Below are 12,553 nucleotides of genomic sequence, written 5' to 3'. Positions count from 1 at the left end.
TTCGCGCATCTATATGGACATTTGTCGTTTAATTGTTAAACTAATAAGACTAATGTCAAGGCAGGTGCGGCACAGTGAGTTCCGAACACGACTATTACATACTGGTCATTAACCCTTCTCCCCTAGAAAGCGAAATGTCCGTATTGTTCAGCGGGGAAGCCCAGCCTATTGCCCTGCACAAAATGGGGCCGGCCATTCACGATTATTACCTCATCCATACGGTGCTGTCCGGCAGCGGGAAGTTCTCGATCCGGGACAGAAGCTATTCTTGCCGGGCGGGAGATTCCTTCCTGATTTTCCCTGGAGAGCTGTTCTTCTATCAGGCGGACGAGCTTCAGCCTTGGAGCTATGTTTGGGTTGCCTTCGCGGGCCGTGGGTCGGGCGAATTGATGGAGACGATCGGAGCTTCGCCCGATGAAGCGGTCATCCGAGGGACTGCGATTCCCCGGATCAGAAGCTACTATAACCAGCTTCGGGAATGCTTCCCGTCCGGCACGCATCCGGAGCTGTCCAATCTGGAGGCGAACGGCTGGTTACGCCTGCTGCTCCAGCAGCTCGGGCTCGCGAAGCGCCAGCCTGCGGCCATCGACCCGCCGACGGATTCCGCGGGCGATTACGCCATCAAACAAGCGATTCAATATTTGTCGCTTCAGTACGCCCAAACGATCTCCATCGCCCAAATGTCCAGCATGCTCGGCTATCACCGGACGCATCTTTGCAAGCTTTTCAAACAGTCCACGGGCATATCGCCGATGCAATATTTGATGAAAATACGGATGACGCGCGCCGAGCAACTGCTGTTGACCACCTCGATGACGATCGAGCAGATCTCCTCCTCCGTCGGCTTCGGGGACGCGCTCTACTTCTCCCGCAAATTCCGCAAATGGCGGGGTCAGGCTCCCTCCGAATACCGGCATACGGCTCGGAATCCGCGATAATCGTTGGGGTTCGGTTGCTCGGGCCTCCATCGAATCGGTTAGTTTGACTTAGTCAAACTAATGTCCTCGGCTCCCCCTCCATAGAACCGGTTAGTTTGACTTGGTCAAACTCATGTCCTCGTCTCGCCTTCATTCGAACCGGTTAGTTTGACTTGGTCAAACTAATGTCTTCGTCTCGCTTCCATTCGAACCGGTTAGTTTGACTTGGTCAAACTAATGTCCTCGTCTCGCTTCCAATTGAACCGGTTAGTTTGACTTGGTCAAACTAATGTTCTCGTCTCACCTCCATTCGAATCGTTTAGTTTGACTTAGTCAAATTATTGCTCATGGGCCGACAACGAGGATTGCGATACTCCGGAATATAGTAAGTAGCTAGGTTTAAGCTTCTAGTTCGGTTTCGCCGGACTACATAGGGGTTTGTGTTACTCGGGGAGCTTCTAGTTCGGTTTCGCCGGACTACAGCGAGGTTTGAGTGACTTCAGGAGCTTTTAGTTCGGTTTCGCCGTACTACTGCGAGGTTTGATTGACTTCGGGAGCTTCTAGTTCGGTTTCGCCGGACTACAGCGAGGTTTGATTGACTTCAGGAGCTTTTAGTTCGGTTTAGCCGGACTACAGCGAGGTTTGATTGACTTCGGGAGCTTCTAATTCGGTTTTACCGGACTACAGCGAGGTTTGATTGACTTCGGGAGCTTCTAATTCGGTTTTACCGGACTACAGCGAGGTTTGATTGACTTCGGGAGCTTCTAATTCGGTTTTACCGGACTACAGCAAGATTGGAGTTACTTTCAGAGCATTTAGTTCGTTTTTACCGGACTACAGCGAGCTTCGAGTGATTTTGGGAGCTTCTAGTTCGGTTTCGCCGGACTACAGTGAGGTTCGAGAGACTTCTGGAGCTTCTAGTTCGGTTTTACCGGACTACAGCAAGATTGGAGTTACTTTCAGAGCATTTAGTTCGTTTTCGCCGGACTACAGCGAGGTTTGAGTGACTTCGGGAGCTTCTAGTTCGGTTTTGGTATCGAGACTTCGAGCCGATATCACGGATAACCGAATAACGACAAAGAAACAGCCGCTTCCCCCGCGGGAACGGCCGTTTCTTATAATCTTACGCGCCTTAGACTACTAGCTACTAAGCTTCCACCACGGCTTGAGCCCTCCGCTCCTTGCTGATCCAGACCAACCCGCCGGCCATGCAGACGGCGCCAACGATCTGCCAGGAGGAGATGCCTTCGTCGAAGAAAAAGAAGCCCGCGACGACGGCCGCCGCCGGAACGACATAACGGAAGAAGTTCGCCCGCGAGGCGCCGACTTTGAACATGCTCGCATTCCATACGACGAAGGAGAACAAAGTGGCGATGAGCACGTTATAGGCGATTGCCGTGTAGTGGCTTGCGCCGAGCTCGCCCCAGTCGACTTTGCTCCAGCTTCCCAACGTCAGCGGGAACATGAACAAGCTGCCGAACAAGATCATCCACGTACTGATGCGCAAGGAAGAATAGCGTTTCATCATCGGCATGCACGCCAGATTATATAGAGCTCCGACCACGCTTACCCCGAACGCCAGCAAATTGCCGACCATGTGCGTGGAAGACAGATCCAACCCTTCTGCGCCCCCCAATATAATGAACGTGACGCCAACGATCGCCGCCGCGCCCCCGACGCCAAGCCTCCGGGTAAACTTTTCTTTCACGAACAACGGTGCGAATAACGCCGCGAAGATAGGCCAAGGCGCCACGTTCAGCAAGGATGCGTTGGCAAGGGACGTATATTTGATCGAATACATAACCGCGATCTCCAGCCCCGTTATCCCGACCAAACCGACCAACGCGAGCTGCAGCGCCAATCTGAACGGTATTCCGATACTTCCCTCCCGTAGCTTCAGGATCAGGAAGAAAAACGGTACCGCTAGTCCGAATCGAAGAAACGAAAATAAGATCGGATCGAACGTTTCCATCGCCGAACGCGATACGCCGAAGTTGGCTCCCCAAATGGCGGAAACGAGAATTAACCCCGCGTAGTAAATCCACTTTTTGTCCATTATTTCTGTCTCTGCTCCTATCTCTCTAGGCAATCCATCCACAGTGTGCAGGATATTCGTCCAAGACGCAACAACAATTTACGAAGATTCGGAGTCCCGCCAAGCAAAAAATAAAACCCTCCCGAAGGAGGGAAAGCGACGCTCTTAAACGATTCATTCGACTAGCATCAGTCGAGACTAAAGTCCGCCAAGCCCAGCGGCAACGGAGCGGGCTTCTCGCAGGAGCTTTTCATGACGTAATGGGCGCCTTGTTCGGAAGCGTCATGGAAGCCATGCATCGCCTCAAGTACGTGGTATGCCAGCTCTCCGCTCGCGCGGTGTTTACGGCCTGTCTGGATCGCGCGCGCCATGTCGGCAGCGCCGACGCCGCGGGCGTTCTCGGCTTTGCCGTGCGTCAGAGGGATGTTCGACCATTCTTTAGCTCCCGCCCTCCATACGCTGACAGGGCCGCCGAAGCCGTTCGGATCGGGAACGAGCAAGGTGCCTTCGCTTCCGTATACTTCAATCCGCGGAAGCATCGTATTGCCTCTCACGTCGAAGCTCGTAAGCAGCGTTCCGATCGGACCGGACGCGAAATCCATAATGCCCGCGATATGCGTAGGCGTCTCGACCTTCACCTTCTGCCCGAATTTCGGCTGACTCGTGATCGTGCGCTCCGGGAAGGAAACGCGGGTCGATCCCGTCACGCGGGTAATCGGTCCGAGCAACGCGATCAATGCCGTCAAATAATAAGGGCCCATATCGAACATCGGACCGCCGCCTTGCTGATAATAGAACTCGGGAGCCGGATGCCAGGACTCGTGTCCGCCGCACAACATGAACGCGGTAGCGCCGATCGGCGTCCCGATCCAGCCGTCCTCGACGAGCTTGACCGATGTCTGGATTCCTCCGCCCAGGAACGTGTCCGGAGCGCTTCCGACGAGTAAGCCCTTGCTCTTCGCAAGCTCGAGCACCCGCAAGCCTTCCTCGCGAGTAACGGCAAGAGGCTTCTCCACGTAAACGTGTTTTCCGGCTTCAAGCGCTTGGAGGCAAACCGAGGCATGCGCCGCGGGAATGGTTAGGTTAATGATCATCTGGACTTCGGGATCCGCCAGAAGCTCCTCTACCGAGCAACCGCGGATTCCGTGTTCGGCCGCTTTGGCTTTGGCGCGTTCCACGTCCAAGTCGGCGCAAGCGACGACTTCCATGGACTCGAATCTTTTGCCGTTCTGAAAATAAATGCCGCTAATATTCCCCGTACCGATAATGCCGACTTTGATTTTATCCATTCGTATCCTCTGCCCCCGGCTATTAGAGTTGATTGTCCGCCATGCCCGTATAAGCTTCCTGTGATTCGCCGGCCGGAGCCAGCCCCTTGCCTTCCGCGCACCAGTTAAAGCCCCGGCGCATTAATTCCTTCACGACGGGAATTTCCATGATGTTCGCTTGATGGCCGAGCGAATTATAATACACTCGTCCATGACCCCAACGTTTCGTCCAAACGACCGGCATATCCACTGCCTTATTCGCAGAATGCGGTCCCGGAGCAAGCGGGAACCGGGTCGTGGCTAGCACTTCGTTTGCCGGATCGACGTGCAGGTAATATTGTTCCGTCGAGACGACGAAATCCTCGATGCCCGCTACTAGAGGGCTGGAGCCGGCTTTGATCTCCACCGTATACTCCGTGCCGTCGTTGCCCGGATGGGCGATCCATTGCCCGCCGGTCATGAATTGCCAATCCGTGTTGTCGCGGAAGGAATCGCACATGCCGCCATGGCAGCCGGCCAAGCCGACGCCGCTCTGCACCGCTGCCGATACGTTATTGACCCAATCTTGCTCGATGCGTCCCATCGTCCATACTGGAACGATCAGATCAAGGCCTTTCAGCTTCTCGCCGTCAGCGAAAGCTTCCAACGTGTCCGACACCTCGACTTCGAAACCTTCTTCGACAAGCTGACCGCGGAAAATTTCCGCCACTTCCTTCGGCTGATGGCCGTCCCATCCGCCCCATACGATCAATGCCTTCTTCATCGCGATATTCCCCATTCCGCTTAATTGCCGCTTGATTTTCTTATTTTAAGTTCGGTTTGCAATTTCTCGTTGATCACGCCGTCCGTCTGATCCTTATCCGTTAATCTGGCAAGCAGCTTATCCGCGGCCAATCTTCCCATGTCGTAGAACGGGACCTTTACCGTAGTTAACGGAGGCTCCGTGAAGCTCGCCGCATCCGAGTCGTCGTATGCCACGATTTTCAGGTCGTCCGGAAGCCGACAGCCTTTTTCCCTTAATGCTTGCATCAGCCCGATCGCCATTCGATCGTTGCCGACGAAGATCGCGTCTAACCGGCCGAGATCCCGATAGACGGCTTCCGCCGCCCGTCTTCCGCTCGTGCGACTATAGTTGCCTTCGTAGAAAATCGATTCGTCCGGCTCGATTCCCGCTTCCGCAAGCGCTCTTAAGTACCCCTCATGCCTGTCTTGGCTGTTGGAATATTGCGGAGAACCGTTTAGGAAGCCGATACGCGTGCAGCCTCCGTCGATCAAATGCCGTACCGCGTCGTAGCTGCCCTGTTCGTGATCCGCCGCCACGATGCTAAGCCCCGAATGCTCGAATCGTTGGTCCATGACGCAGAACGGCAAACTTGCCTCAGCTAGGCGATGAATGCCGGCGATCTCCGAATCGATCGCGCTGGCCCCTAAGATCAGGCAAGCATCCACGCGTTGCGTTCGGTACAAGGACACGTAGTCGAACTCCGCGGCCGGGTCGCGAAACAGCAATAGGAGCCCATATCCCTTCGAGCGAACGGCTTCGCCGATGCCGCTTAGAAGCTCCGAGAAATAATAGGTGGAGAACAGATGTACTTTCGGAACATGCGGCATCACGACGCCAAGATTGCCGCTTCTCCCCCTGGCGAAGCTCGAGGCGACCGCGTTCAACTCGTAGTTCAATTGCTTGGCCGCATCCAAAACCCGCTTCTTCGTTGAATCCTTCATTGGGCCGATTCCGTTAAGTACGCGCGACACGGTTGCTTCCGATACGCCTGCCAGTCTGGCGACTTCCTTGCGATTCGTCAATGGGTAATCTTCCTGTCCGTCAATGAATAATGTACGCGTGTACATTATGGCACGAGCTTGAATGATCGTCAAGTCGCAAACCTCTCTTACGTCACGCCCGCGAAATGCCGATGATAGATTTATCAGCAGCCGATTCGGGAACATTCGACAAAGAGATAACGACATAGGGGTGCCGCAGTGGATATTCTTGTCTATTTTGCGCAGTACAGCGCCGTACTGGTCACATTCGTCTTTCTCATGAGACGGCTTTATCCTTTCATGAGTACCCGATCGCCTCGCATGCAATCCGTGATCAACGGGATCGCTTATGCAGCGATGGGCTTCGTTATCATGCAAATGCCCTTGATTATTTCGCAAGGCTTGCATATGGACGTTCGGCTCATCAGCATTCTGCTCTCCGGCATTTTCGGCGGTCCTCTATCGGGACTCATCACGACCGTGTTCCTCGCCGGCTATCGGATCTCCTTGGGAGGAGCCATTATTTTCCCCGTAGGGGCCATTCTGACGACTTACATGATCAGTTTCACGGCTTACCGATTGAAGCGGACTCACGAGAAAGGCCTCGAAAGAAACCTGTGGCTCCTCGGGTTAATCGTCGGCGTGCAGACTCTGGCTTGGGCGCTGCTTGCGCCTCCGGAAACGCAAAAGCTATTTTATGGCGATTACGCCCTTAGTTTTCTCTTATTTCATTTGTTGACTACGCCGCTTTTCTATTCTTTGATTTCATTCGAATACAAGAGATACGAAACCGAACGAAAGTTAAAGGAAAACGAAGAAAAATACCGTTCCCTCGTCGAGAATTCACCCGATCTCATCTACTGCTGCGATCTGAACGGGAAGCTGACGCAAGTCAACCATCAGATGACGGAATTTCTAAGGATGCGAACCGATGAGTTAATCGGACTTAACATAACGACTCTCATTCCCTCGGAATACGACCTCAACCTCTGGCGGCAGACGTTGGGAGAAGTTCTGGCGACCAAACAATCGAAATCGTTCGAAGGCGACCGGTTTTATCCCGGAAGCGAGCGCCAGAATTATCATTACACGCTTTCTCCAATCTTCGACCAGAACGGAATGATCGTCGAGGTGATGGGAACGGGCCATAACGTGACGAAAATGAAACAACAGCAAAAAGCGCTCATGCATTATAAGGAGCATCTCGAAGATCTCGTGGAAGAACGCACGACGGAGCTTGCGAACAAAAACGCCCAATTGGCGGTTGCGAAGGAAACCGCGGAGTCCGCCAGCCGGGCGAAGAGCGAGTTTCTCGCCAACATGAGCCACGAGATTCGCACGCCTCTGAACGCCGTCATCGGCATGGGTCATTTGCTTCGCCAATCCGAGCTAACGGAGCAGCAGCAGGACTACGTAAGCAAAACGATGCATTCGGCGGAAAACTTGCTGGCCTTGGTTAATAACGTCCTCGACTTCTCCAAGATCGAGGCGAAAAAAATGAGCATCGAGGCTGTCGAATTCGACCTGTACGAAGTGCTTAACAACGTTTCGAATCTCATCGGCTACAAAGCCTACGACAAGCAATTGAGATTGCGCTTCTCCATCCATCATGAAGTTCCGCAAATGCTCGTCGGCGATCCGCTTCGGCTAGGGCAAATCCTGACCAATCTCGCGAATAACGCCGTGAAATTCACCGACCGAGGCGAAATCGCGATCGAAGCGACGACGGTAGATGACAATAAACTGCTTACTGACGCGCAGACTGGCCTTATGCTCCGATTTTCCGTTACCGATTCGGGCATCGGCATGACGAAGGATCAGATGGACCGGCTATTCCGCGAATTTACCCAAGCCGATATGTCCACGACGCGGCAATACGGCGGCACCGGTCTCGGTCTTGCGATCAGCAAAAGTCTGGCGGAGCTCATGGGCGGAACGATCCAAGCAGAGAGCCAAGTCGGCAAAGGTAGCCGGTTCACCTTCACGGCACGTTTCGAAGTCGCGGCCCCGTACAGCCGAATGAATCCGGGGATCCCCGTTAATATGCCGGCTTCACGGCTAGACGGCAATGTTTGGCGTCCGCTTCGCATATTGCTCGTCTGTCGCGATCCCGAGATGCGGATCGTGCTGAAGACTCAGTTCGAGCAGTTCCTTTTCCTTGTCGATCTGGCCGCAACGGAAGGTGAAGCGATCGGGCTCATCCTGTCGAACAATAGATACGAGCTCGTCGTGTTGGAATGGAAGCCGACCGATCCGGGGATGGACAAAATGATCGACGACATACTGGGAGCCCACGCTCTGCCTGTGCCCAAGCTCTTGTTGGTCAGTTCCTACCATGAGCCCGTATTGCCGGAAAGCTCGCCGAATTCCGCGGTCGACAAAACGCTCTTCTATCCGATTAGCCATTCCCTGCTCTACAACGAAATCGTTGAGCTTTTCCGGCATTATTTCTCCGAGCGGTTTCGTCCGGTGCAGCCTCTAACTTCGGCCGAGCCTTATGCCTATTTGCGGCAAGCCCGAATATTGGTCGTCGAGGATAACGAGATCAATCAACAAGTGGCCAAAGAAATCCTGAAGCAAAAAGCGTCGGTCGTCGACGTTGCCGGCAACGGGCTTGCGGCGATCGAGAGAATCAAGCATACCAGCTACGACTTAATCCTCATGGACTTGCAGATGCCGGTCATGGACGGTTACGAAGCGACCTGGGAAATCAGGAAGCTGGATAATGCGTCCGACATCAAGATTATCGCGATGACCGCCGATGCCATGAAAGGGGTCAAAGAACAAGTGTTGGCGGCGGGCATGGACGCCTATGTCACCAAGCCGTTCGATCCCGTTAAGCTATTCGGAATGCTGGAACGGATTTTGCGGCAGCCTGCCGGCTCCTCTTTGAACCGCTTCGATAAGGGGGCACTCGAGGCCGGCTTGCTCTCTTTCGGCGGACTGCCTGGCTTGGATACGGCAGGAGCTCTCAAGCGCTTAGGCAATCGAACCGAAATTTACCGTGAAATCCTCGCCATGTTCGCGAGCAAGCATTCCGATGCGGTGGAGTTGATTCGGCAAGCGGCCGTAAGCGAAGACCGGGAGCTTGTATTATCGTTAACCCATACGCTATCCGGGGTTGCGGCGAATATCGGCGCGACGGAGCTTGCCGAAGCGGCCGGGCAACTGCAGAATATAGTTCGATCCGGCCAAACGCACGATCTCGCGAATCAACTCGCTCATATGGAAGCCAAGCTCAGAACCGTGCTCTTATCGATCGAGCATTTCGATGGCGCTTAACCCAGCGTTAAACGTGACCGATCTGCGTAATAACTTGATCGATGAGCCCGTATTCCTTCGCTTCCTCGGCGGTCATGAAATAATCGCGGTCGATATCCTTCGCCACCTTGTCCGGCGGTTGCCCCGTCCGTTCCGACGTGATGCGCACGATCTTCTCGCGAAGCTCCAATATTCTTCTCGCGCTAATCGCGATGTCGCTCGCCTGTCCTTGCGCGCCTCCGGAAGGCTGATGAATCATGATCTCGCTGTTCGGCAGCGCGAACCGCTTGCCCTTCGCTCCGGCTTGCAACAAGAACGATCCGAAGGAAGCGGCCATCCCCATGCAGATCGTATGCACCGGCGGTTTGATGAACTCCATCGTATCGTAGATGGCGAATCCCGCCGTCGTGGATCCGCCCGGCGAGTTGATATACAGGCTGATCTCTTTGTCCGGATCCTCCGCCGCCAGGAACAATAATTGCGCTACGACGCTATTCGACACTTGCTCGTCTATCGCCGTACCGAGGAATATGATTCTGTCTTTCAGCAAACGGGAATAGATGTCGTAGGATCTTTCTCCGCCGCTCGATTGTTCGACGACGTACGGTACGTAATTACTCATGGGTCATCCCTCTTTCTTGGCGTATTATCGATTACGACACGTAAACGAAAGAACGCGCAGCGAAGATACGGGCAAAAGAAGAAATAAAATTGGATAAATCGCGTACCCTTAGGGGGAGTTCATTCGTTTACTTTAATAAGGATACCTCTATCCATAACATGAAATAAGAAACGAAGGAGCGTGCCGTATGACCCCGAACCCTGTCATCGCCGCGACGGAAGTCGGGCTGGATCGCTCAGCCGTCGAAGGGCTCCAAGGCGCACTGAGTCGATATTGCTTAAGCTTGACGGAATCCCGTTGGGACGCCGAGGATCTGGCGCAGGAAGCTTGGCTGAAGGCTATCGATTCCGCCATCGGCCTCAACCACGCGAATCCGGAAGCCTATTTGCTTCGGATTGCCCGTAACGCTTGGATCGACCGATCAAGAAGACAATCGGCGCTGGCCAGAATGATTAGCGCCGAGCAGGCGTCGGCGAAGACCGCGAAAGCCGAGATGCCCGATCAAGGAGCGATCGTGCTCGAATCGATATTCCAAGCTTTGCTAGCGCATATGTCTCCGTTGCAAAGAACGGTATTTCTGCTGCGAGACTTGTTCGGATACTCCAGCGCGGAGTCGGCGAGCCTGCTCGGAACTTCGGAAGGGGCAATCAAGGCCGCGCTTCATCGGGCGCGTTTGACATTGCCGTCCGTTAGAGAGGCTATCGACAAGGAAATGTTAGCCGCGCCCAAGGAGGAAGGGCTCTCTGAAGTTCTTAGAGCCTTGGCTACCGCGTATCGCATCGGGGACATCGATGCCTTGCTCGCGCTTATGCAGCACAACGAGTCGGAATTCGCTCCGGCGATCGCCCTGCTGCAAAGCAGGCGCCTTCAAACGTCGTCGTCCGCATCCGCGAGACGCGGTACTTTGTCTCCGTCTATGGCGTTCGCCGCGTAAACCAAAGGGGAGGCCGCAAGACATCGCGATTCCGCGACGACTTGCGACCTCCCCTTTCCTATGACGCCAAGGCACGCCTTCTCTTACAGCTTTAGGGAATATCGACCCTTGCTTGCCTCTCGTTCAAGCTTCATTCGAATTATCTCAAGCCTTTGCTTTTCAGGAACGCATCCCACTGGGCGTCGACTTCCGCATCGACTTTCTCGATGCCGGACGCTTTCAGCTTGTCGATGAATTTCGGCAGAATCGTCGTGGGATCAACGGCTCCCGTCTCGAGCGTAACCCGATATTCCGTTTTCGCCGCTTCGATGTTCGCGATCTCGGATTTGATTTTCTCTTCGTTGACGGAGAATCCGTACGCGGCGGAAACGACGGCTTCATCGTTCAATTTAACGGTTCTTTCCCATACGTCGGGCGCTTGACCCGGTTTGAGATAGGCGTTGAATTGGTCGCCGAATACCCAGTCTCCGTTAGGAGCATATCCGGAATCTTTGATCGGCTCGATCGTGTTGTCGCCCGTTTTCGTATAGTGGGTGCCTTCGATGCCGTTGCATATCAGATTGTACAAATATTTGTCCGTGTTCAGCAGGTTAAGGAGCATAAGAGCACGCTCAGGGTTTTTCGATGTTCTGCTGATGACGTGCATCGCGCTTGCGATGCCCGTGAAGTAAGAGTCCGTGAGCGGAATATAGACGACATCATTGCCGCCGTTAATGTTCTTCTCGTCGGCTTCTCCGCCCGGTTTGGACGTGAACTCCAAGCCTACCGCAACGTTCCCTTTGGCTTTCAGGTCATTGATGTTCTGTATGATCGGAGCATCTTCGTTGATATAGCCCGCTTTATACCATTGGTGTAACGTTTTATAGAAGTCTAGTTTCTCGTTATACTGATCGATTTCTTTTATTCTCGTATAGGAAGCATCGTTTTTCTTGTACACGGCCGCGAGTCCGTCCGCGCCAACGTCATCCGGGTTCGTGTACAAGCCCCAGCTATTGGCCGCCATTCCGAGCGGAATGATACTAGGGTCGCCGTCTTTGATTTGTTTCAGGAACGGCTCCAAATCTTTGTAAGTATGAATGCTCGATACGTCGAGATTGTATTTGTCGATAAAGCGTTTTTGCACGACTAAGCTTTTCGTTTTCGCGGAAACTTGGTAGATCGGGAAGCCGTATACTTTACCGTCGTTCGCTTTCATATCCGGCCAGAATTTATCCGGAATGTTAGCGCGCGCTTGCGGCGCGTACTGCTCGATCATGGCGTCCGTCAGCTCCGTGAAGGCGCCTTTGTCGATGTTCGGTTGGTAGTTAAGCAACCAGCCTCTGGAGCTCCAAGCGATATCGAATGCTTCGCCCGCAGCCATAACCGCGTTTAATTTAGGTTCGTATTCATCGAAAGTAAGAGGTTTCAAGTCCACGGTCGCGTTGATCTTTTCCTTCAGGTATTTATTGATTTCATCGTTTACCTTCTGTTGATCCGCTCCTGGCGCGCTACCGACCGGATAGTAGAATGTCAGTTTAACTTCAGGTAGATCGGGAGCGGAGCTTTCGCTAGGACTTGCGGCCGGATCCGAGGCCGCCGGCGAGCTTGCGCTTGCCGATGGGGAAGCATTGTTATTGTTGTTCTTGGAACATGCAGCCATTAAAGAAACCACGAGCACGATGCACAAGAGCTTCATTAATCCGTTTTTTGTTTTATTCAACCTGGACACCTCCGTATTTTTTAACCCCATGCTTCTTTGTTAACCCCATACTT

Annotated in this window: 9 protein-coding genes; 3 read left to right on the top strand and 6 right to left on the bottom strand. The window is 53.6% G+C overall.

The annotated features are described in order from the left end of the window. Positions 1-74 precede the first annotated feature (74 nt). Positions 75-938, top strand: a complete 864-nt coding sequence (locus D7Z26_RS14960) for an AraC family transcriptional regulator (protein ID WP_233566927.1) — start codon at positions 75-77, stop codon at positions 936-938. Positions 939-2,064: 1,126 nt separating this feature from the next. Here D7Z26_RS14960 and D7Z26_RS14955 read toward each other — a convergent pair. From D7Z26_RS14955 to D7Z26_RS14940, 4 genes are all read right to left on the bottom strand, one after another. Continuing rightward, entirely contained in the window at positions 2,065-2,973 is a 909-nt protein-coding gene (locus D7Z26_RS14955) for a DMT family transporter (protein WP_120977779.1), read from the bottom strand. A gap of 167 nt (positions 2,974-3,140) precedes the next feature. After that, positions 3,141-4,241, bottom strand: coding sequence for a Gfo/Idh/MocA family protein (locus D7Z26_RS14950; protein WP_120977778.1), 1,101 nt, complete (start codon positions 4,239-4,241; stop codon positions 3,141-3,143). Between the two features lie 22 nt (positions 4,242-4,263). Then, complete coding sequence (locus D7Z26_RS14945; protein ID WP_120977777.1) at positions 4,264-4,983, bottom strand: ThuA domain-containing protein; 720 nt, start codon at positions 4,981-4,983, stop codon at positions 4,264-4,266. A gap of 20 nt (positions 4,984-5,003) precedes the next feature. Next, positions 5,004-6,071, bottom strand: a complete 1,068-nt coding sequence (locus D7Z26_RS14940) for a LacI family DNA-binding transcriptional regulator (RefSeq protein WP_120977980.1) — start codon at positions 6,069-6,071, stop codon at positions 5,004-5,006. A 132-nt stretch (positions 6,072-6,203) separates the two neighbouring features. On the opposite strand from D7Z26_RS14940, the gene D7Z26_RS14935 reads away from it, so the two are divergent. Further along, positions 6,204-9,266 carry a hybrid sensor histidine kinase/response regulator gene (locus D7Z26_RS14935; protein ID WP_120977776.1) on the top strand — a complete coding sequence of 1,021 codons (3,063 nt, stop codon included), beginning with the start codon at positions 6,204-6,206 and terminating at the stop codon, positions 9,264-9,266. Positions 9,267-9,273: 7 nt separating this feature from the next. Here D7Z26_RS14935 and clpP read toward each other — a convergent pair whose 3' ends face one another. Beyond that, a complete protein-coding gene (gene clpP / locus D7Z26_RS14930; protein ID WP_120977775.1) occupies positions 9,274-9,867 on the bottom strand; it encodes an ATP-dependent Clp endopeptidase proteolytic subunit ClpP in 594 nt (197 codons plus the stop codon). A 187-nt stretch (positions 9,868-10,054) separates the two neighbouring features. On the opposite strand from clpP, the gene D7Z26_RS14925 reads away from it, so the two are divergent. Then, the gene (locus D7Z26_RS14925) at positions 10,055-10,801 is read left to right on the top strand and encodes an RNA polymerase sigma factor (RefSeq protein ID WP_120977774.1); all 747 of its coding nucleotides are present in this window, start codon (positions 10,055-10,057) and stop codon (positions 10,799-10,801) included. Positions 10,802-10,940: 139 nt separating this feature from the next. Here D7Z26_RS14925 and D7Z26_RS14920 read toward each other — a convergent pair whose 3' ends face one another. Continuing rightward, complete coding sequence (locus D7Z26_RS14920; RefSeq protein WP_158602331.1) at positions 10,941-12,500, bottom strand: ABC transporter substrate-binding protein; 1,560 nt, start codon at positions 12,498-12,500, stop codon at positions 10,941-10,943. Between the last annotated feature and the right edge of the window lie 53 nt (positions 12,501-12,553).

Origin of the sequence: Cohnella endophytica (assembly GCF_003628305.1) — a bacterium.
Classification (GTDB): Bacteria; Bacillota; Bacilli; order Paenibacillales; family Paenibacillaceae; genus Cohnella; species Cohnella endophytica.
Note: the sequence above shows the minus strand (reverse complement) of the source record. Positions and strands in the feature narration are given on the sequence as shown.